Genomic DNA, 21,707 nt, shown 5'->3' with positions numbered 1-21,707 from the left:
TTTCTATGGGGAAGCACCATGGCTCGAATTCTGATCGTCGATGACTCGCCGACCGAAATGTACAAGCTGACCGGCATGCTGGAGAAGCACGGCCATCAGGTCCTCAAGGCCGAGAACGGTGCCGACGGCGTGGCCCTGGCCCGTCAGGAAAAGCCCGATGCCGTGTTGATGGATATCGTCATGCCGGGCCTCAACGGTTTTCAGGCGACCCGTCAGCTGACCAAAGACGCTGACACCAGCATGATCCCCGTGATCATGATCACCACCAAGGATCAGGAAACCGACAAGGTCTGGGGCAAACGCCAGGGTGCGCGGGATTACCTGACCAAGCCGGTGGACGAAGAAACCCTCATAAAAACCCTGAACGCGGTGCTCGCGGGCTGACCCCCGGCTGACGCTCATGGCTCAGTCACAAACCGCCTTCCAGCTGCTGCTCGATATCGACCAGCGCTGCCGCTCCCTTGCTGCCGGCCTGCCGCTGCAGGAAACCCGCCAGCAGGGTTGGGGTGGCATTGGCTTTCGCATGGGCGAGCGCCATTACGTGGCACCCATGGGCGAGATCGACGAAATCCTCCACGAGCCGCGCTGCGCGGTGTTGCCGGGCGCCAAGGCGTGGGTCCGGGGCATCGCCAATCTGCGCGGGCGCTTGTTGCCGATCATTGACCTGTGCGCATTCCTCGGCCACGAGCTCTCGCCCTTGCGCAAACAGCGTCGCGTGCTGGTGATCGATTTTCAGGGTGTGTTTGTCGGCTTGCTCATCGACGAGGTGCTCGGCATGCAGCATTTCAGCGAGCGCAGCCTTATGCCGGAACCGGGGCACGACAGCGAACCCCGCGTCGCGCCTTACATACAGGGGCGTTTCGTGCGCGAGCAGGCCTGGCAGGTGTTCAGCCCGCGCGCGCTGGTGCAGTCGCCGGATTTCATGGACATAGCGCTTTGATGCCCACTTCTGTAAGAGCCGGCTTGCTGGCGAATGCGGTGGCTCAATTGCAGATGCGTTGCCTGACACGGCGGGTTCGCCAGCAAGCCGGCTCCCACAGTGGAGGGTGCGTGTTCCAATCATCATGTTCCCGGCGACCCTCCCTCAATCGAACATCAGGCGGAGCCCTGAGCAATGAGTAATACCGGCAAGTCACTGGAAGGCGCACGCAGTCGATCGCAGATCGTCGTGCTGTTCATCTGCCTCATCGTTTTCATCATGCTGCTGTTCGTCAACTTCGCGTACCTCAGCACGCAGTCCAACTACGACAAACAATACATCGGCCACGCCGGCGAGCTGCGCGTGCTGTCCCAGCGCATCGCCAAGAACGCCACGGAAGCAGCGGCGGGCAAGGCGGCGGCGTTCAAGTTGCTGGCCGACGCGCGCAACGACTTCGACACGCGCTGGCAGTATTTGAAGAAAGGCGACAAGAACACCGGCCTGCCTGCTGCGCCCGCCGCAGTGAGCGATGAGCTGAAAGCGGTGCAGAACGACTGGGAAAACCTGCGCAAAAGTACCGACGTGATTCTTGCCCGTGAGCAGACCGTGCTCTCGCTGCACCAGGTCGCGGCGACGCTGGCCGAGACCATTCCGCAATTGCAGATCGAATCGGAGAAGGTCGTCGACATTCTGCTGCAAACCCGGGCGCCGGCGGCTCAGGTGGCGCTCGCGCAACGGCAGTCGCTGCTGGCCGAGCGGATATTGGGCGCAGTCAACACGGTGTTATCGGGTGACGAAACGGCGGTTCAGGCAGCGGATGCTTTCGGTCGCGATGCAAGCCAGTTCGGGCGCGTGCTCAACGGCATGCTGGAAGGCAACGCCACCCTGAAGATCGCCCAGGTCGAAGACCGCGATGCGCGGGCGCGGCTGGCCGAGATTGCCGAGCTGTTCCAGTTCGTCTCCGGGTCGGTCGACGAAATTCTCGAAACCTCGCCGGAACTGCTGGAAGTTCGTGAAGCGGCAGGCAGCATCTTCAACCTGTCGCAGACGCTTCTCGACGAAGCCTCAGTGCTGGCCAACAGTTTCGAGCACATGGCCGGTGGCCGCGCGGTGTACAGCTATGCCGGCTACATGCTGGGCCTGCTGGCCCTGGCGTCGATTATCCTGATTGGCCTGGTGATGGTGCGCGAAACCAATCGGCAACTGCGTGAAACCGCCGAGAAGAACGAGCGTAACCAGAACGCGATCATGCGCCTGCTCGACGAAATCGAAGACCTGGCGGACGGTAATCTGACCGTGGCCGCTTCGGTCACCGAGGATTTCACCGGCGCGATTGCCGATTCGATCAACTACTCCATCGATCAGCTGCGCGAATTGGTGTCGACCATCAACCTCACCGCCGAGCAGGTGTTCGGCGCCGTGAAAGACACGCAGACAACCGCCACGCAACTGGCCGCCGCGTCCGAGCATCAGGCGTTGCAGATCGCCGCGGCGTCCAACGCCATCAATGACATGGCGACCTCCATCGATCAGGTGTCGGCCAATGCGTCCGAGTCTGTCACGGTGGCCGAGCGGTCCGTGACCATTGCCAACAAGGGCAACGAGGTGGTGCACAACACCATCACCGGCATGGACAACATTCGCGAGCAGATTCAGGACACGTCAAAACGCATCAAACGTCTGGGCGAGTCTTCCCAAGAGATTGGCGACATCGTCAGCCTGATTGATGACATCGCCGACCAGACCAACATTCTTGCGCTCAATGCCGCGATCCAGGCCTCTATGGCCGGCGATGCCGGGCGCGGCTTTGCGGTGGTGGCCGATGAAGTTCAGCGGCTTGCGGAGCGCTCCTCGTCGGCGACCAAGCAGATCGAAACTTTGGTGCGTGCCATTCAGAACGACACTAACGAAGCGGTGATCTCCATGGAGCAAACCACAGCCGAAGTGGTGCGCGGTGCACGGCTGGCGCAGGATGCCGGTGTTGCGCTGGAAGAAATCGAAGGCGTATCGAAGATCCTCGCCGCGCTGGTTGAAAGCATCACCAATGCAGCGCAGCAGCAGGCTGCATTGGGTCAGCAGATTTCCTCGACCATGCTGGTCATTCAACAGACCACCACACAGACCACCTCCGGCACGGCGGCCACCGCCCGGAGCATGGGCAATCTGGCGAAGATGGCCAGCGAGATGCGCCGCTCGGTGTCCGGCTTCACGCTGCCGGCCTCGCGGCACTGATGGCCGGTTTGATGGCTGTTTCGAAAGCCCGTTTGATAGCGCCGTTAATGCACCCGTTAATGCAAATAAAGCAGGGTCAAAGCATAGGCAACCGGAGTCACCATGGCTGACCGTCACGATTACGTGGCCCTGGAGTGGGTCAAAGGCGAAATAGCCGAAACCCTTACACACGCCCGCCAGGCACTGGACACCTTTGTCGCCCAGCCCCACGACGCTGCGGCAATGGACGAGTGCCTCGAGCTCATTCATCAGGTTCATGGCAGCCTGCAGATGATCGAGTTCTACGGCGCCGCGCTGTTCGCCGAGGAAATCGAACAGCTCGCTTTGGCGCTCAAAGAGGGCCATGTCGCCCAGGAAAGCGAAGCCATTCAGCTGCTGAATCTGGCGATGACGCAACTGCCGGTCTATCTGGAGCGTGTGCATTCCGCCCGCCGTGATCTGCCGCTGGTGGTGCTGCCGCTGCTCAACGATTTACGCAGCGCCCGGGGCGAAAGTCTGCTGTCCGAGACCAGTCTTTTCTCGCCGCAATTGCTGTCCATCCCCGCCCTTGATCCCGACGCATTGGCCGAGCGGGACAGCTCCGAACTGCCCGCGAAGCTGCGCAAGCTGCGGCAGACGCTGCAAACCGCGCTGGTCGGGCTGCTTCGCGATCAGGACGTGCAGACCCAACTCGGTTACATGGGCAAAGTGTTCGCGCGGCTTGAAGTGTTGTGCGAGGACGCGCCGCTTGAACCGCTTTGGCGCATCGCGTCCGCGCTGGTCGAAACCATGCTCAGCGGCAACTTCACCAACAGCCCGGCGCTGCGCAGCCTGTTCAAGGACGCCGACAAAGAACTCAAACGTCTGCTGGATCAAGGCATCGAAGGCATCAACCAGCCTGCGCCCGACGAACTCCTGAAAAGCCTGTTGTTTTACATCGCCAAGTCCGACAGCGAGGCGCAGAAGATGACGGACTTGAAGGACCAGTACGCGCTGGCTGATGCCCTGCCGCACAGCGCGTTGGTCGCCGAAGAACGCGCGCGCATGGCCGGACCGGATCGCGATGCCATGCGCTCGGTGATCATCGCCCTGTGCGATGAGCTGGTACGGACCAAGGAGCGGCTGGACGTCTTTGTGCGCGGAGACCGTCAGCACGTCAGTGAGCTGAGTGCGCTGCTGCCGCCACTGCGCCAGATTGCCGATACCCTGGCGGTGCTGGGTTTCGGGCAGCCGCGCAAAGTCATCATTGACCAGATGACCGTGGTGCAGGGCATGGCCCAGGGCCAACGCGCGCCCGACGATGCCACGTTGATGGACGTCGCTGGAGCGCTGCTCTACGTCGAATCGACCTTGGCGGGCATGGCCGGAACCGTCAATCAGAGCAGTCCGGAAGAGAGCCGTCTGCCTACAACGGACCTCAGCCAGATCCACCAATTGGTCATCAAGGAAGCGCGCATCGTCCTGCAGCAGGCCAAGGACGTGATCGACGACTACGTCGACGGCGAGCTGGATCGGGCCCGTCTGCTGCCGCTGTCGGAGCAATTGGTTCAGGTGCGCGGCGCACTGGCGATGATTCCGCTGGCGCGGGCATCCGGCCTGCTGGCGGCCTGTAACGACTACATCACCGAGCACTTGCTGGTCGACACCGAAAGCCCGGCGGTTTCGCAACTCGATCATTTGGCCGACGTGATCATCGGCGTCGAGTATTACCTCGAACGCATGGCCGAAGACCCGGAAGCGCCGGGTGAGCATGTGCTGGATCTGGCTCAGGAAAGCCTCGCCCGGCTCGGTTACTCGCCGGTGCCCGACGCGCTGGACGTGCCGGTGCTCGAAGAAGTCATCAGCGAAGAAGAGCTGCAAGACCTGCACGACCGTCAGGCGCTGGTCAGCCCAACTCAGACCATCGCCGAGGTGTTGGCGAGCCCGCTGTCGGCGGTCAACCCGCCGGCGCGCAATATGCCGGCCAGTCTGTTGCCGCCGCCGAAGGGCGAGCAGGGGATAGATGACGAGCTGCGTGAAGTCTTCCTTGAAGAAACCGACGAGATGCTCGAAGCACTGCGCGAGTACGTGCCGCGCTGGCGTGCCGATCCCGGCAATCTCTCAGCGCTGGGCGAGATTCGTCGTGCGTTTCACACGCTCAAGGGCAGCGGCCGGATGGTACGCGCGCTGATTCTGGGCGAGCTGGCGTGGTCGGTGGAAAACCTGCTGAATCGCGTGCTGGAACACAGCGTCGAGCCAGACACGCGGGTGCAACAGTTGCTCTCGGACGTGCAAGCCTTGCTGCCGGAGGTGATTCGCGATTTCGCCGAGGACGTTCAGCGCCAGCGTGACGATGTCGATCAACTGGCGGCCCAGGCCCACGCACTTGCCCAGGGTGAGGCGGGTGACGTCGAGCCAACGCAGCGTCTGGAGGACGAAGAGGGTTTCGATCCGCAGTTGCTGGAGATTTTTCGTCAGGAAGCCCACACCCACTTGAACACGATGGGCCGTTACCTCGATGCTGCTCAGGGTGCCGATGCGCCGGTCTTCAGCAACGATTTGCTGCGCGCGCTGCACACCCTCAAAGGCAGCGCATACATGGCCGGCGTCTTGCCGATCGCCGAGCTGGCGAGCCCGCTGGATCAACTGGTCCGCGAACTCAAGACCAACCTGATCGCGGTCGGCCAGAATGAAATCGACCTGCTGCGTGCGGCCGAGCCCTTGTTTCATCAGGGCCTGGCCCAGCTGAATGCCGACCCGCTGATGCCCATCGAAGGCGCCGCCGCACTGATTCAACAGGCTCAGGAACTGCTCGACGCCCGGCTGGCCGATGCCTTGAGCGACGATAGCAATGGCCTGCGCACGCGGCGCAATCCGCAACTGATCGCCAGCTTTCTGGCTGAAGGCATGGACATCCTGCTCGACGCCGACAACTTGCTCAAAGACTGGCGCCAGCACCCCGGCCACCGCCAGGAATTGAATGCGCTGCTCGACGAACTGACCCAACTCGGCCACGGCGCGCACGTCGCCGACCTGCCTCAGGTCGATGAGCTTTGCGAAGCGCTGCTCGACCTGTACGGCGCGGTGGAGGAAAGCAGCCTCGCCGTCAGCGAACGGTTTTTCGATGAAGCCGAAAAGGCCCACGAAGCGCTGATCAACATGCTCGATCAGGTCGCCGCCGGACAGGAAGTTCAGCCGTGCCCCGAGCGCGTAAGCGCCTTGCGCGATCTGCTGGCCGAAGCGCTGGACCCCGGCGCGATGGGCGTTATCAAACGTGATGGCGATGGGGCGACCAGCATCACGAACATGGAGGAGATTACCGAGCATCTCGCTCAACCCGCCCAGCCTTCGCGCGATGATTTCGATCAGGAAATCGTCGAGATTTTCCTCGAAGAGGCGGTGGATATTCTCGACATCGCCGGCCCTGCATTGCAGCGCTGGCTCGACAACCCTGAAAACCCGCTGCCGCTGTCATCGTTGCAACGTGACCTGCACACCCTCAAAGGGGGCGCGCGCATGGCCGAAATCGGCCCGGTGGGCGACCTGGGTCACGAGCTGGAATCGCTCTACGAAGGCCTGCTCGACCGACGTTGCGGTTACTCGCCACAACTGGCGGAGCTGCTCGTGCACAGCCACGATCACCTCTCGCTGATGCTTGAACAGCTGCAGCACCGTTCGGCGTTGACCAGTCCCGCGCCGCTGATCGAGAAAATTCGCGCGTTTCGCCAACGCAATTGCTACCTGCTGCCCCATGACGGTCAGACGCGCAACGTCAGTTCGATGATTCACTCGCTGGACGAGCGCGACCCGGAACTGCTGGAAATCTTCCTCGAAGAAGCCGACGACATCATCGAGAGCAGCAGCGCGGCATTGGTGCGCTGGCAGGCCGATCCCCACACTATGCTGGAGGTGGAAAACCTCTTGCGCGATCTGCACACGCTCAAGGGCGGCGCGCGCATGGTGGAGATCGCGCCGATTGGCGATCTGGCCCATGAGCTGGAGTCGCTGTACGAAGGGGTGTCGACGGGTGCGCTGAAAAACAGCGCGCTGCTCAACGGCCTGCTGCAGAGCGGTCACGACATGCTCGCTGACATGGTTGATGCTGTTCGGGGTTACGAGCCGTTACCCAACCCGGCGCTGTTGATCGAGAGCATCGGTCACTACACCGCGTCCGGGGCCGCCCGCGAACCTGTCGAAACACCTGAGGAAGTGCCGGCTCCTCTGCCCGCTCCTGTTGTTGATTCGGCCGCCGCTCAGACCGAGGCCGACGGCGAGCGTACCGGCCCGGAGATGATCAAGGTCCCGGCCGAGCAGCTGGAAGACCTGGCGAATCTGGCGGGGGAGACCTCGATATTCCGGGGCCGGGTCGAGCAGCAGGTCAGCGACGCTCAGGTCACCCTGATCGAAATGGAAACCACCATCGAGCGGATGCGCGATCAACTGCGCCGACTCGACATCGAAACCCAGGGCCGCATTCTCAGCCGCGACCATCACGTCGATCGGCGCGGTTATGAAGCATTCGACCCGCTGGAAATGGACCGTCATTCGCAGCTGCAGCAGTTGTCCCGTGCGCTGTTCGAGTCCGCGTCCGACCTGATGGACCTAAAGGAAACCCTCGACACCCGCGCCCACGAGGCCGAAACCCTGCTGCTGCAACAGGCGCGGGTGAACACCGAGCTTCAGGAAAGCCTGATGCGCACGCGTATGGTGCCGTTCGAGCGCATGGTGCCGCGCCTGCGCCGGATCGTCCGTCAGGTGTCGGGCGAGCTGAACAAGAAGGTCAAGTTTGACGTCATCAACGCCGAAGGCGAGATGGACCGCAACGTGCTTGAACGCATGGTTGCGCCGCTGGAGCACATGCTGCGCAATGCCGTCGATCATGGCCTGGAGAGCGTCGAGGAACGTCTGGCCGCCGGCAAATCCGAGTGGGGGCATATCACGCTGAGTCTGGCACACGAAGGCGGCGACATCGTCATCGAGATGCGCGACGACGGCGCCGGTGTCGACTTCGAGGCCGTACGGCGCAAGGCGATCAAGCGCGGGATGATCAGCCCCGACGCCGAGTTGAGCGAACACGACATTCTGCAGTTCATTCTGCGCGCAGGCTTTTCCACCGCCGAGACCATCACTCAGATTTCCGGGCGCGGCGTCGGCATGGACGTGGTGTACGCCGAGGTCAAGGACCTGGGCGGCTCGATGGTCATTGATTCCAAGGCGGGTGAGGGCGCGCGTTTCCGTGTCCGCTTGCCGTTCTCGGTGTCGGTCAACCGCGCGCTGATGGTGCAGTGTGGCGAAGAGCAATACGCCGTGCCGCTGAACAGCATCGAGGGCATCGTGCGCGTGATGCCGAGCGAGCTGGAAACCTGTTATCAGTCCGTGCCGCCGCGCTATGAGTACAGCGGGCGGACGTACGAATTGCGATATCTGGGCGAGCTGCTCAATAACGCTCATCCGCCGAAACTGAGCGGCCAGACACAAACCCAGCCGCTACCCGTGCTTCTCGTGCACGTACACGATCAATGGGTTGCGGTGCAGGTGGATGCGTTGGCCGGCTCGCGGGAGATCGTGGTGAAAAACCTGGGTCCGCAGTTTTCGTCGATACCCGGCATTGCCGGCGCCACCATTCTGGGGGACGGCCGCGTGGTGCTGATTCTCGACCTGTTTGCGCACATCCGGCGCTTTCACGCCAAGTTGCTCGCGTTGCAGGTCGCCGGTCACGCGCCGGTGCGCCATGTCGAACCCGAACAGGCGCGGCCGTTGCTGGTGATGGTGGTGGATGACTCGGTGACCGTGCGCAAGGTCACCGGACGTTTGCTGGAGCGCAACGGTATGAACGTGCTGACGGCCAAAGATGGCGTCGATGCCATGGCGTTGCTGCAGGAGCACACTCCGGACATCATGCTGCTCGACATCGAAATGCCGCGCATGGACGGATTTGAAGTCGTCAGCAAGATTCGCGGAGACGACGCCTTGAAGCACCTGCCGATCATCATGATCACGTCGCGATCAGGGCAGAAGCACCGCGACCACGCCATGGCGCTGGGGGTGAACGAATACATGAGCAAGCCGTATCAGGAAGCCGCATTACTGGAAAGCATCGCCCACTGGAGTCACGTCCATGTCTGACACCACGACCCAAACGGCGCGACTGACCAGCCTGACCGGATTGCTCATCCCCCTGAGTGACCGGCACCTGTTGTTGCCCAACGTCGCCGTCGCCGAGCTGATCGACTATCAGGACAGCGTCGCCGACCCCGCCGCACCGCAGTGGTACCTCGGCCCGATCAACTGGCGCAACCGCAGCCTGCCGCTGCTCAGCTTCGAAGCCGCCTGCGGCAGCCGCGCCCGTGTCGGAGGCCGTGCCCGCATCGTCGTGCTCAACGCCCTCGGCGGCCGGCCTGACCTGAAATTCATCGCCCTGCTGACCCAAGGCATTCCGCGCTCCTGCAAACTCGACAGCCAACTCAGCTACGTCGACGTGCCGCTGGCCGAGCTTGAACTGGCCGCGGTGCAAGTGGGCGAGACCGTGGCGAAGATCCCGGACCTTGTGGCGCTGGAAGAGTGGTTGGTGGAGGCGGGGTTGGTGCAGATAAGCGGCGCGGGGATTTAAAGCTATACCAGAGCATCTTCAGTCATTGTTTAGGTTCACCGCGCAATTACCGCCTACTGGACGATCTGTAGGAGCCGGCTTGCTGGCGAACGCGGAGGATCAGCGCCATCAATATCGACTGATCTGCTGCCTTCGTCCGGATGCGGCCCAGACCAAGCGCGCTCCTACAATTTGATCTACGGCACATGCTCAACTGTGGCAGGCCAAAGAGATGCCGGAGTTGCCGGAATCGCTCTTCTCGCAAATCCCTCCTAGACGATGAGCCGAATAAACCGCATATTCGGCTCACCCCGTGAGCCGAATAATGTTGCTAATCGGCTCACACTCCTCCGAGGCGTCCGGTGAAACAGTCAGCAAAGTGGATTTGGCAACACCCCAAATGGCCTTCCTTTTCCTGGGATGTGGAAACACTAGCGCCGCTGCTGCGCGCGTGCACCCAGGCGCAGGGGCAGTTATTGGGGATGATTGGCGCGTCAGGCACTGGCGCGAATGTCGAGCGCGAACTGGACGCCTTGCTGCAGAACGTCATCACCTCATCGGCCATTGAAGGCGAGCAACTGAATGTGGAGTCGGTGCGTTCTTCTCTGGCAAAGCGGCTCGGGCTCGCCAGCGATGAACGCGTGACGGCACGTAGTGAGGGGCTGGCGGAACTGATGCTGGATGCTACTCAACAACACGCCGCGCCGCTGACTTCTGAACGGCTGATGCACTGGCATCGGTTGTTGTTTCCCGAGCCGAGCGCGCTGACGGCATACCCCATTCAGGTCGGGACGCTCAGAGGGCCTGAGCCCATGCAGGTCGTGTCCGGTCGTATCGACCAACCCGTGGTGCATTTCGAGGCGCCTGGACGCGAAGGCCTGGAGCAAAAGCTCGATGACTTCTTCTACTGGTTCAACAGCAGCTGCGCCGATCCAACCCTCGACCCGCTGATCCGCGCGGGCATCGCGCATTTCTGGTTCGTGACGCTGCACCCGTTCGACGATGGCAACGGACGTTTGACCCGCGCGATCGCTGACCTGGCCATGGCCCAGGGCGAACATCAGGCCATACGCTTTTACGCGATGTCCGCGAGCATCCTCGCCCGCCGTCAGGACTACTGCCGGATTCTGGAAGCGACCCAACGTGGTGGCCTGAACATTACCGAGTGGCTCCTCTGGTTTTTACAGACCTTGCTCCACACGCTTGAGCAGGCCATGCAGCGTATCGAGCGAGTGTTGGCGAAGGCGAGATTCTGGCAAGTCCATCGGGATGACGGCCTCTCTGTGGAGCAGACCAAGGTGCTCAATCGGTTGTTGAATGGCAATCTGCTGTCCGAGAAGCCGGACGCGGGTTTCGCCGCCGGCATCAGCGCGGCTCAATACCAGGCGGTCGCCAAAGTCAGTAAAGCCACCGCAACCCGGCATCTTCAGGACCTGTTGGAAAAAGGCTGCCTGGTAAAGCTGCCTGGCGGCGGGCGCAGTACCCGCTATCAGATCAACTGGGCGGACTGATCATTACTCTCAGCGTAACGATCCCGCCAGTTACTTGATTGATGCCGCACCTGAACCCCTCCTAATCTGCCCCACGACAGCGAACTCGTGGAGTCAGCATGACCACAACAACGAAACTTGACCCGCGCTGGTCGCGTCGCCGCACTGAAAAGCTGCGGCGACTCGACCTGGTGCGTTCCTTCGCCGATGGCGTTGTACTGCCGACCGACAAGATTGTTGCGGCGCTTGAGGCGCTGATTGCGCCGGGCGATCGCGTGGTGCTGGAAGGCAATAACCAGAAGCAGGCGGATTTTCTTTCCCGCTCACTGGTGAAGGCCGATCCCGGAAAGCTTCACGATCTGCACATGATCATGCCCAGCGTTGGGCGGGCCGAGCATCTGGACCTGTTCGAACGCGGCATCGCCCGCAAGCTGGACTTCTCTTTCGCCGGCACCCAGAGCCTGCGCATCAGCCAGTTGCTGGAAGATGGCCTGCTGGAAATCGGCGCCATTCATACGTACATCGAGCTGTATTCCCGCCTGTTGGTCGACCTGATTCCCAACGTCGTGCTCTCGGCCGGTTTCATGGCTGACCGCGCTGGCAACATCTACACCGGCGCCAGCACCGAAGACACCCCCGCCCTGATCGAACCGGCCGCCTTCAGCGATGGCATCGTCATCGTGCAGGTCAACCAGTTGGTGGATGACGTCAGCGACCTGCCGCGCGTGGACATCCCGGCGTCATGGGTCGACTTCGTGGTCGTCGCCGACAAGCCGTTCTACATCGAGCCGCTGTTCACCCGCGACCCGCGCCATATCAAGCCGGTCCATGTGCTGATGGCGATGATGGCGATTCGCGGGATCTACGAGAAACACAACGTCCAGTCTCTTAACCATGGCATCGGTTTCAACACCGCCGCGATCGAACTGATCCTGCCAACCTACGGCGAATCCCTGGGCCTGAAGGGCAAGATCTGCCGCAACTGGACGCTCAATCCGCACCCAACGCTGATCCCCGCCATCGAAAGCGGCTGGGTCGAAAGCGTGCATTGCTTCGGCACCGAGCTGGGCATGGAAAACTACATTGCGGCGCGGCCCGACGTGTTCTTCACCGGCCACGATGGTTCCATGCGCTCCAACCGAATGATGTGCCAACTGGCCGGGCAGTACGCGGTGGATCTGTTCATCGGCGCCACGCTGCAAGTGGACGGCGACGGCCATTCCTCCACCGTCACCCGCGGACGCCTCGCCGGTTTTGGCGGCGCTCCCAACATGGGCCATGACCCGCGCGGCCGGCGTCACGCCACGCCAGCCTGGCTGGACATGCGCCAGCACAGTGGCGACGGCCCCGATGCCTATCTTGAACGCGGCAAAAAGCTCGTCGTGCAAATGGTCGAGACCTTCCAGGAAGGTGGCAAACCGACCTTCGTCGAGACGCTGGACGCCGTGGAAGTCGCGAAGAAAAGCGGTATGCCCCTTGCGCCGATCATGATCTACGGCGACGACGTGACCCATTTGCTGACCGAAGAAGGCATCGCCTATCTGTACAAGGCGCGAACGCTGGAAGAGCGTCAGGCCATGATTGCCGCTGTGGCGGGTGTGACTTCCATCGGCCTGCGTCACAACCCGAAAGATACCGCCCGCATGCGCCGCGAAGGGCTGATCGCGCTGCCTGAAGATTTGGGCATTCGTCGTACCGACGCCAGCCGTGAACTGCTTGCCGCCAAGAGCGTCGCCGAGCTGGTGGAATGGTCCGGCGGTTTGTACAACCCGCCTGCGAAATTCAGGAGCTGGTGATGCGCGCATTCAACGTAGCTTTCGATGCCATCAATGCAACGCCAAACCCTGCATCGCTGGCAGAGCGTCTGGCTGATCTGGCGGTGGATGCGCTGATCGACGAAGCCGACCTGTCGCCAAAGCCGGCGCTGGTCGATCGTCGCAGCAGTGGCGCCCATACGGACCTGCACTTGGGTCTGATGCACGCGTCCGCGCTGTCGCTGTGGCCCGCGTTCAAGCAGATGGCCGACGCCGCCATTGCCATCGGTGAGATCAACCCGGCGCTGCGAGAATCCATAGGCCGCCTCGGTCGTGAGGGCGAAGCCGCGATGATGCGCACCACCAATGGGGTCAACACCCACCGTGGCGCGATTTGGGTACTGGGCTTATTGGTGACCGCTGCAGCGCTGAATCCAATGGATCTTTCCTCAGAAAGGCTGTGCCAACGCGCGGGCCATCTGGCCTCAATCGAGGATCGTCATCAGCCCGCAAACCAGAGCCAGAGCCAGAGCCATGGCCAAGCCGTTGCGCAGAAGTACGGCGCAACGGGCGCCCGGGAACAAGCGCAAGCGGGTTTCCCTGCCGTGACTCAAACCGGCTTGCCGCAACTCATCCGCAGCCGCGCCGCCGGGCATGGCGAGCAGAACGCGCGGCTCGATGCGCTGCTGGCGATCATGACCACGCTGTCCGATACCTGCGTTCTGTATCGCGCGGGTGAAGACGGCTTGCACGCCATGCAACACGGTGCGCAGCGGGTGCTGGACGCCGGTGGCAGCGCGACCCTCAGCGGCCGTCGCGCGCTGAATCAGCTGGATCAACAACTGCTGAGCCTGAACGCCTCTCCCGGCGGCGCTGCCGATCTGCTCGCCGCTTGCTTGTTTATTGATCGCCTGGAGCCTGCGCTCGGCGATGAAATGAGGAACGTCTGATCATGGAAACCCTGTCTTTTGAATTCCCCGCCGGGCAGCCGCCACGGGGTCGCGCGCTGGTGGGATGCGTTGGTTCGGGTGATCTGGAAGTGCTGCTTGAACCGGGCCAGCCGGGCAAGCTGACGATTCAGGTGCTGACGTCGGTCAACGGCAGCTCGGCGCGCTGGGAAAACCTCTTTCAGCGCATGTTCGACGGCCAGACGCCGCCGGCCATGAGCATCGACATTCACGATTTCGGCGCGACACCGGGCGTGGTTCGGCTGCGCCTGGAACAAGGTTTCGAGGAGGTCGGTCATGACTGACAGCACGCGGCTTCTGCGACAGCACAGCTTCGTCGAACTCGGCGCCCGGCAACGCGCCCGCGCACTGCTGGATGACGGCAGTTTTCGTGAGCTGATCGATCCTTTCGAGCGTCTTGTTTCCCCTTGGTTGGCTAAGCAAGGCGTCGTGCCACAAGCCGATGACGGCGTGGTGATCGCCAAGGGCACGATCGAGGGCAAACCGGTGGTGATCTGCGCCATCGAAGGCGGTTTTCAAGGCGGCAGCATGGGCGAAGTCGGCGGCGCCAAAATGGCCGGCGCGCTGGAGCTGGCCGCCGAGGACAATCGCAAGGGCATTCCCACGGCAGCCGTTCTGTTGCTGGAAACCGGGGGCGTGCGCTTGCAGGAAGCCAATCTCGGGCTGGCCGCCATCGCCGACATCCACGCGGCCATCGTTGATCTGCGTCGTTATCAGCCAGTGATTGGTGTGGTGGCGGGCAGCGTCGGCTGCTTCGGCGGCATGTCCATCGCAGCGGCGCTGTGCAGTTATCTGGTCGTCACCCAGGAAGCGCGTCTGGGCCTGAACGGCCCGCAAGTCATCGAGCAGGAGGCCGGCATCGAAGAATACGATTCCCGCGACCGGCCCTTCATCTGGAGCCTGACCGGGGGCGAGCAACGTTTTGCCAGCGGTCTGGTAGACGCCTTTGTCGCCGACGACATCAACGCCATTCAGCAGCAGGTGCACGCGTTGTTGCACAAGGGCAAGCCCGCGCAGGAGCGCAGCAGCCGGTACGCCTGGTTCCTCGAGCGTTTGTCGCAAGTGGACACGGCCCGGCAGATAGAGCCCGCTGCCGTGCGCAGCGCGTATGAAGGAGACCGGACATGAGTGCCTATTCGCTTCGTGGTTTGAACTGGTTCAACGCGCTGGCCGCGAACGCCGCTGAAGTGTCGGGGCTGCCGGCGTCAGTGAAAGCAGCGGACGGCACGCTGGGTGATCGTCCGGCGCGATTCCTGGCGGTGGTTGCCGATCCAGATAACCGCTTTCCCCGCGCACAGAATGGCGAGGTCGGTTTGCTCGAAGGATGGGGACTGGCCCAGGCGGTGGACGGCGCCATCGAGCTGGATCAGGACAGCGACCACAAGCGCGCGCTGATTGCGATCATCGACGTGCCGAGTCAGGCCTATGGCCGCCGGGAAGAAGCGCTGGGCATTCACCAAGCGCTGGCCGGTGCGGTTGACGCTTACGCCCGGGCGCGTCTGGCCGGGCATCCCGTGATCGGGCTGCTGGTGGGCAAGGCAATGTCTGGCGCGTTTCTCGCCCACGGCTATCAGGCCAATCGGCTGATTGCCCTGCGCGACCCGGGTGTGATGGTTCACGCCATGGGCAAGGCCTCTGCGGCGCGGGTCACACTGCGCAGCGTCGAAGAGCTGGAAAAGCTCGCCGCCAGCGTGCCGCCGATGGCCTACGACATCGATAGCTATGCCAGCCTCGGCCTGCTCTGGGAAACCCTGTCGGTCAGTCAGATCGAGCAGCCCACCGCCTCGGATCTCACCTTGGTTCAGGACTGCCTGATTGCCGCGATCAAAGACACCCTCGCCGGCGGCAATGACCTGAGTTCTCGCCTGGGCGCGCCGAACCGTGCGGCGTCGTCGAAAGTTCGCGAGCTGTTGCGGGCGCAGTGGTGATGAGCACTTTTCAGCCGGTGCTGCCCCATGATCTGTTGTGGGGTTTGCCGGCGGCTGCGTTGCCGATCGACGCACCGGCATGGGCGTTTGAAGCCGTCGGCCTCGGTCATCCGGTGGTTGTGCGCCGCGCCGGTGTCCCGGCTGGCCTGGTGGCGGTGGGCGTGAGGGGCCGCTCGCGGGATCAGCGCTACGCCACCCACATGAAGCTCGACGATGTGCAACGGCGCGTGCGGCCCGAAGAGTTGATTGCCATGACGCCTGACGCTGATTGGCCGGCGTTGCGCGCCTTGCAGCAGATCCGTCCCGTGATGAATGCGCTCGGCCTGCCATGGGGCGTGGCGGGTGGCGCCGGTTTCGAGCTGGCCAGTGGCGTGCCGGTGCTGCACGCGGACAGCGACCTCGATCTCATTCTGCGCACCCCGGATTTCTTTGATCGCGAGCACGCCGCTCGTTTGGTCGAGCAGCTTGCCAGCGCCGTGTGCCGCATCGATCTTCAGTTGCAAACACCTTTTGGCGCCGTGGCCCTGCGCGAATGGGCCGGATCGTCACGACAGGTGCTGCTCAAAGCCGAAGACGGCGCGCGGCTTGTGGATAACCCTTGGCTGGCGCAGGCGGTCGCGGCATGAGCAGTTTCTGGGCATTTCCCGGCCAGGGCGCGCAACAGCCGGGCATGCTCCACGGGCTGCCGGAGCATCCCTTGGTTGAACAGACCCTGGCGGAAGCGAGCGCTGCGCTGAACGAGGACGTCCTGACGCTGGACACCGCCGCCGCCCTGCAATCGACGCGAGCCGTTCAGCTGTGTTTGTTGATCGCCGGCGTTGCCTGTGCGCGTGTGTTGATGGCGGATGAAAACATGCCCGACATGGTCGCGGGTTTGTCCATCGGTGCTTATCCCGCAGCGGTCATCGCCAGGGCTCTGGATTTCGCCGATGCCGTGCGGCTGGTGGCGCTGCGGGGCGAGTTGATGCAAAGCGCTTATCCACAGGGCTATGGCATGACTGCGCTGATCGGCCTCGACCAACCCACGGTAGAAAGCCTGATCGCACGCATTCACAGCGTTGAGACGCCGGTCTATCTGGCCAACATCAACGCCGATAACCAGTTCGTCATCGCCGGGCGAGACGAAGCCATGGCGTCCGTCGCGACGCTTGCAAAAGAACAGGGCGCTGCGGCGGCCAAGCGGCTGGCGGTCAGCGTGCCGTCCCATTGTGAATTGCTGGCTGAACCTGCGCGGGCGCTCGCCGACGCGTTTGCCAACGTTTCCTTGAAGGTGCCGACACTGAAATACCTCAGTGGCAGCACCGCGCGGCCGATGCTCAGCGCCGACAAGGTGCGCGACGATCTGGCGCTCAACATGTGCCGGGTCATCGACTGGCGCAGCACGGTGCAAACGGCCTACGAGCGCGGCGCGCGGCTGCACATCGAACTGCCGCCGGGCACGGTGTTGACGGGCCTGGCGCGACGCGTCTTCGATCAAGGATCGGCCGTCGCTTTCCAGGGCGCCCGGCTGGACACGCTCAGCGCGCTGTCGCGAGAGGAGGAACGCCGCCACTCATAAACCGACTGCTGCTTTCGAAGGAACACAAAAACAACAACTTCGACGATGCAATTTGAGGAAAGAACAATGGTGATTTATGGCGTGGCGTTACTCGCAATCTGCACCCTCGCGGGGGTGATTCTCGGTGATCTGCTTGGCGTGCTGCTGGGCGTCAAATCTAACGTGGGCGGCGTCGGGATCGCGATGATCCTGCTGATCTGCGCGCGGCTGTTCATGCAAAAACGCGGCGGCATGAGCGAAGGCTGCGAACTGGGCGTCGGCTTCTGGGGTGCCATGTACATCCCGGTCGTCGTGGCCATGGCCGCTCAGCAAAACGTCGTTACGGCGCTCAAGGGCGGGCCGATCGCGGTCATCGCGGCGGTGGTGTCAGTGGTGGTCTGCGGCTGCACGATTGCGGTGATCAGCCGCATCAACAAGGGCGAGCCACTGCCCAAAGAGGACGAACTCGCGAACCCGCTTCCGGTAATCGCGCCGACTGTTTCCCCAGCAGGAGGCCGCTGAGATGTGGGAGCTCATTCAGAAAGACCTGATCAGTCAGGGCCTGGTCACCGCGTTCGCCGTGGTGGGCGTGGTGATGTGGATTTCGGTGGTGCTGTCCAAGCGCCTCACGTTAGGGCGCATTCATGGCTCGGCCATTGCGATCGTCATCGGCCTGGTGCTGGCGTGGGTGGGCGGCACGATGACCGGCGGGCAGAAAGGCCTGGCGGATCTGGCGTTGTTTTCCGGGATCGGCTTGATGGGCGGGTCGATGCTGCGTGATTTCGCCATCGTCGCCACGGCTTTCGAAGTGCAGGCCACCGAAGCGAAAAAGGCCGGCTGGATTGGCGCGTTCTCGCTGCTGCTGGGCACATTGCTGCCATTCATCGTTGGTTGCTGCGTGGCGTACGCATTCGGTTATCGCGACGCCGTCAGCATCACCACCATTGGCGCGGGCGCAGTGACCTACATCGTCGGGCCGGTGACCGGTGCTGCGTTGGGCGCGACTTCGGATGTGATGGCGCTGTCGATCGCGACCGGTCTGATTAAAGCCATTCTGGTGATGGTCGGCACCCCGATGGCCGCGCGCTGGATGGGTCTGGATAACCCGCGTTCGGCGATGGTGTTCGGCGGTCTGGCCGGCACCGTGAGCGGCGTGACGGCCGGGCTGGCGGCAACGGATCGGCGGCTGGTGCCTTACGGCGCGCTGACGGCAACCTTCCACACCGGCCTCGGCTGTTTGCTGGGCCCGTCGCTGCTGTACTTCATCGTGCGCGGGATTTTGGGCTGAGGGTTCGAGGTGCGCGGTGTGTTTTCGCCGCAATTCCTAAGGCCGAGCCCGGACGATTGTCCGCCGCAAAACCTGTAGGAGCGCGCTTGCCCGCGAAGGCTTAATTTCGAACGATAGAGATGTGTCGGCTGGACCGGCCTCTTCGCGGGCAAGCGCGCTCCTACGCCTTCGGCAGAAGCACGTTCGGCGAGCAGATCTCGTTGCGACGTTATTCTCGCGGGCAGATGTGGATTTGGCGTTTGCCGCGAACCTGTAGGAGCGCGCTTGCCCGCGAAAAATCTCACAGCCACACAGCATCCCACAGCGGATAATCCCCCACGCGTTTCACCAGCCCGGCCCGCAATGGATTGGCAACGATGTAACGCGCGACGGCCTGCAAATCTTCCTCCCGCCGGACCGCCCGGTCGTGATAACCCTTCTGCCATACCCGAAGCGGTGTGTGACCCGCCCGCATGATGGCCAGCGCACTACCGGATTTAACCCGACGCACCAGCATCCCCAAAGTCCCCTCTCTCAACACCACGAGCCAGTGAAAATGGTCCGGCATCACGACCCACGCCAGGGACTCTGCAATCCCGGCCTGCTGGGCTCGTCTAAATTCCTCGACTACCAGCCGACCTGTGCGCCAGTTGGAGAAAAGAGGTTGTCGGCCATTCACCACGGAGGTCAGAAGATAAATCTGTCCTGCTCCCGAATAACGACCCAACCGCAGATCAGCGCTTCTTTGTGACATTCGCATCCCTTTGCGCGATGAAGTGTGCGGAATCAGGCTAGTGCACGGACGATCATCCCTGCGGCAAACAGGTATTCCGGATGTGTCCGTGATGACGCATTCGCGGGCAAGCGCGCTCCTACGCCTTCGGCAGAAGCGGGTTTGGCGCAGCCTTGGCGAGCAAGTCTCGGCGCGGGGTTATTCTCGCGGGCAGATGTGGATTTGGCGTCCGCCGCGAACCTGTAGGAGCGCGCTTGCCCGCGAAGACTCAAGTTCGGACGATAGAGATATTTGGGCTGTACCGGCCTCTTCGCGGGCAAGCGTGCTCCCACAGGGCGTCGGCTCAGGCCTGGGCCAGCCGGTTCGAGTACATCCGGCATTCCGCAAGCAACGCCAGCAGGTTCGGGTCGCGTTCGCGGGATTTGAGGAAGACCAGTCCGATGTGCTGCTGCATGCGATAGCGCTGTTGCAATGGGATCAGCCGCACACGGTTTTCATACACTGCCGCAATCCTCCCCGGCAGCAGCGCGTAACCCACACCCGAGCTGACCATGCTCAGCAGCGTGAAGATGTCGTTCACTTGCATGGCGATCTTCGGTTCAAACCCGGCCTGTTGAAACACCCGCGCGCCGTCGCGGTGGGTGGCAAAGCCCTGGGTTAGCGTAATAAACGTCGCTTCGCGCAGATCGCCCAGGTTCACTTCGCTTTGCTGGGCGAAGGGGGAATCCACCGGGGCCGCGAGGAAGATGTCGTCTGAGAACAGCGGCAAATGCTCGCAATCCGGATCACTCACGGATTCGTTCAGCGACACCAGAATCGCATCCACTTCCATGTTCTTCAGTTTGTAGAAAAGGTCGATGTTCGAGCCCAGAATCAGGTCGATGTTGAGTTCGCTGCGGCGGATCTTCAGGCCCATGATCAGCTGCGGCACGGTTTTGACCGTCAGTGAATACAGCGCCCCCAGCTTGAACCGCGCCGCCGAAAACCCCGCCGCCTGCCGCGTCTGCTCGATAGTGCTGAGCACGTCCTGCACCAGCTTCTGCGCGCGCTCCTCCAGCACATAAGCGCCTTCGAGGGGCGTGAGGTTGCGACCTTCATGCTTGAACAGCGGGCAACGCAAAGCGCTTTCCAGAGAGTGGATCGCCCGGTGCACACTGACCGTGCTGGTCTGCAACTCCGCGGCGGCGCGGGCCAGATTGCCGGTGCGCATGAATGCCAGAAAGATTTCCAGCTTCTTGAGGGTGAGCTCTTCGTCGATCTGCATCGTGTGGGCCCGCGCCGGGTTCTTGTTTTGAGAGCGCCCGATTGTGCCGAAGAGATCGGCGCGTGACTGCATTAAATTCTCGATAACACGACACAATGCGTTGTCATTGCGGTTCAGAAGCAGGACGCTTGGCGCGTGTCATGCAATTCAGAGAGGTAGTGTGCGGATGTATTACGGAGAAAAATTCAACGCCTGGACCCATTTGGTGGGCGCGATTCTGGCGACGATCGGCGCGGTGTGGATGCTGGTTGTCGCGACGATGACCGGTGATATCTGGAAAATCATCAGCGTCGCGGTCTACGGTGTAGCGCTGGTGATGCTGTACAGCGCGTCGACGGTGTATCACAGCGTTCGCGGCCGGGCGAAGGTGATCATGCAAAAGGTCGATCACTTTTCGATCTATCTGCTCATCGCCGGCAGCTACACGCCGTTTTGTCTGGTGACGCTGCACGGGGCGTGGGGCTGGACATTATTCGGCATTGTCTGGGCGCTGGCGATCATCGGCATCCTGCAGGAAATCAAGCCACGCTCCGAGGCGAGGGTGATGTCCATCGTCATCTACGCGGTCATGGGCTGGATTGTGCTGGTAGCGGTCAATCCGCTGATCGCTGCGCTGGGCATGACTGGATTCGTCTGGCTGGCGCTGGGTGGCGTGTTCTACACCGTGGGGATCATTTTCTTCGCGTTCGACACCAAGGTCCGACACTTTCATGGAGTCTGGCACCTGTTCGTCATCGCCGGCAGCCTGCTGCACTTTGTTGCGATTTCGCGTTATGTGCTTTGAATACCGGCACGATCTGACACATACGCACCGTCCGTAGGAGCCGGCTTGCTGGCGAACGCGTTAGGCCAGCCACCCTAATGTTGAATGCCAAAGCCGGTTCGCCAGCAAGCCGGCTCCTACGGATTCAGGTCCGACCCGCATAGCGCATTTGAAGCAAGCCGACTCCTGCAAGCCCAACTTGTCCATGCGCTGCTTCGGTGCATGGCACCTTTCGAATCACTGATCATTTTCTGTACACCCCAGAGCCTTGCGCGCTTTCCCATCTGCACCATTGCGGATAACTT

General features: G+C 62.3%; 18 protein-coding genes. 16 read left to right on the top strand and 2 right to left on the bottom strand.

Annotated elements, in window-relative coordinates; all coding sequences use genetic code 11:
* Positions 1 to 18 precede the first annotated feature (18 nt).
* From pilH to madM, 15 genes are all read left to right on the top strand, one after another.
* Positions 19 to 384, top strand: a complete 366-nt coding sequence (gene pilH, locus EC919_RS17030; RefSeq protein ID WP_133775597.1) for a twitching motility response regulator PilH — start codon at positions 19 to 21, stop codon at positions 382 to 384.
* A gap of 16 nt (positions 385 to 400) precedes the next feature.
* Positions 401 to 940, top strand: a complete 540-nt coding sequence (locus tag EC919_RS17025) for a chemotaxis protein CheW (protein WP_133775596.1) — start codon at positions 401 to 403, stop codon at positions 938 to 940.
* Between the two features lie 174 nt (positions 941 to 1,114).
* Positions 1,115 to 3,151, top strand: coding sequence for a methyl-accepting chemotaxis protein (locus EC919_RS17020; protein WP_133775595.1), 2,037 nt, complete (start codon positions 1,115 to 1,117; stop codon positions 3,149 to 3,151).
* A 102-nt stretch (positions 3,152 to 3,253) separates the two neighbouring features.
* A complete protein-coding gene (locus EC919_RS17015; RefSeq protein WP_133775594.1) occupies positions 3,254 to 9,235 on the top strand; it encodes an Hpt domain-containing protein in 5,982 nt (1,993 codons plus the stop codon).
* On the top strand, positions 9,228 to 9,719 hold the full coding sequence (locus EC919_RS17010; RefSeq protein WP_133775593.1) for a chemotaxis protein CheW: 492 nt from the start codon (positions 9,228 to 9,230) through the stop codon (positions 9,717 to 9,719). Before EC919_RS17015 ends, EC919_RS17010 begins: the two co-directional genes overlap by 8 nt.
* Before the next feature lie 341 nt (positions 9,720 to 10,060).
* The gene (locus EC919_RS17005; protein WP_133775592.1) at positions 10,061 to 11,209 is read left to right on the top strand and encodes a Fic family protein; all 1,149 of its coding nucleotides are present in this window, start codon (positions 10,061 to 10,063) and stop codon (positions 11,207 to 11,209) included.
* A gap of 98 nt (positions 11,210 to 11,307) precedes the next feature.
* Positions 11,308 to 12,984 (top strand): malonate decarboxylase subunit alpha, encoded by a 1,677-nt coding sequence (gene mdcA, locus EC919_RS17000; RefSeq protein WP_133775591.1) that lies wholly within the window; start codon positions 11,308 to 11,310, stop codon positions 12,982 to 12,984.
* Positions 12,984 to 13,892 (top strand): triphosphoribosyl-dephospho-CoA synthase, encoded by a 909-nt coding sequence (locus EC919_RS16995; protein ID WP_133775590.1) that lies wholly within the window; start codon positions 12,984 to 12,986, stop codon positions 13,890 to 13,892. Before mdcA ends, EC919_RS16995 begins: the two co-directional genes overlap by 1 nt.
* A gap of 2 nt (positions 13,893 to 13,894) precedes the next feature.
* Positions 13,895 to 14,194, top strand: a complete 300-nt coding sequence (locus EC919_RS16990) for a malonate decarboxylase subunit delta (RefSeq protein WP_133775589.1) — start codon at positions 13,895 to 13,897, stop codon at positions 14,192 to 14,194.
* Positions 14,187 to 15,038 (top strand): biotin-independent malonate decarboxylase subunit beta, encoded by an 852-nt coding sequence (locus tag EC919_RS16985; protein ID WP_133775588.1) that lies wholly within the window; start codon positions 14,187 to 14,189, stop codon positions 15,036 to 15,038. The genes EC919_RS16990 and EC919_RS16985 overlap by 8 nt, the downstream gene beginning before the upstream one ends.
* Complete coding sequence (gene mdcE, locus EC919_RS16980; protein ID WP_133775587.1) at positions 15,035 to 15,838, top strand: biotin-independent malonate decarboxylase subunit gamma; 804 nt, start codon at positions 15,035 to 15,037, stop codon at positions 15,836 to 15,838. Before EC919_RS16985 ends, mdcE begins: the two co-directional genes overlap by 4 nt.
* Entirely contained in the window at positions 15,832 to 16,464 is a 633-nt protein-coding gene (locus tag EC919_RS16975) for a malonate decarboxylase holo-ACP synthase (RefSeq protein ID WP_133775586.1), read from the top strand. The genes mdcE and EC919_RS16975 overlap by 7 nt, the downstream gene beginning before the upstream one ends.
* Entirely contained in the window at positions 16,461 to 17,396 is a 936-nt protein-coding gene (gene mdcH, locus EC919_RS16970; protein WP_133775585.1) for a malonate decarboxylase subunit epsilon, read from the top strand. The genes EC919_RS16975 and mdcH overlap by 4 nt, the downstream gene beginning before the upstream one ends.
* A 66-nt stretch (positions 17,397 to 17,462) precedes the next feature.
* Positions 17,463 to 17,897 (top strand): malonate transporter subunit MadL, encoded by a 435-nt coding sequence (gene madL, locus EC919_RS16965; RefSeq protein ID WP_133775584.1) that lies wholly within the window; start codon positions 17,463 to 17,465, stop codon positions 17,895 to 17,897.
* Position 17,898: 1 nt separating this feature from the next.
* The gene (gene madM / locus EC919_RS16960; protein WP_133775583.1) at positions 17,899 to 18,663 is read left to right on the top strand and encodes a malonate transporter subunit MadM; all 765 of its coding nucleotides are present in this window, start codon (positions 17,899 to 17,901) and stop codon (positions 18,661 to 18,663) included.
* Between the two features lie 280 nt (positions 18,664 to 18,943).
* Here madM and EC919_RS16955 read toward each other — a convergent pair whose 3' ends face one another.
* Together EC919_RS16955 and EC919_RS16950 are read right to left on the bottom strand one after the other, a co-directional pair.
* Positions 18,944 to 19,402 (bottom strand): REP-associated tyrosine transposase, encoded by a 459-nt coding sequence (locus EC919_RS16955; RefSeq protein WP_208294987.1) that lies wholly within the window; start codon positions 19,400 to 19,402, stop codon positions 18,944 to 18,946.
* A 316-nt stretch (positions 19,403 to 19,718) separates the two neighbouring features.
* Positions 19,719 to 20,639 carry a LysR family transcriptional regulator gene (locus tag EC919_RS16950; protein ID WP_133775713.1) on the bottom strand — a complete coding sequence of 307 codons (921 nt, stop codon included), beginning with the start codon at positions 20,637 to 20,639 and terminating at the stop codon, positions 19,719 to 19,721.
* Between the two features lie 166 nt (positions 20,640 to 20,805).
* Between EC919_RS16950 and trhA the strand changes: the two genes are divergently transcribed.
* Positions 20,806 to 21,423 (top strand): PAQR family membrane homeostasis protein TrhA, encoded by a 618-nt coding sequence (gene trhA, locus EC919_RS16945; protein ID WP_133775581.1) that lies wholly within the window; start codon positions 20,806 to 20,808, stop codon positions 21,421 to 21,423.
* Positions 21,424 to 21,707 lie beyond the last annotated feature (284 nt).

The organism is Pseudomonas graminis (assembly GCF_004364335.1).
Lineage (GTDB): Bacteria > Pseudomonadota > Gammaproteobacteria > Pseudomonadales > Pseudomonadaceae > Aquipseudomonas > Aquipseudomonas graminis_D.
The sequence above is the reverse complement of the archived record's forward strand: the minus strand, read 5'-3'. Positions and strand labels throughout refer to the sequence as shown.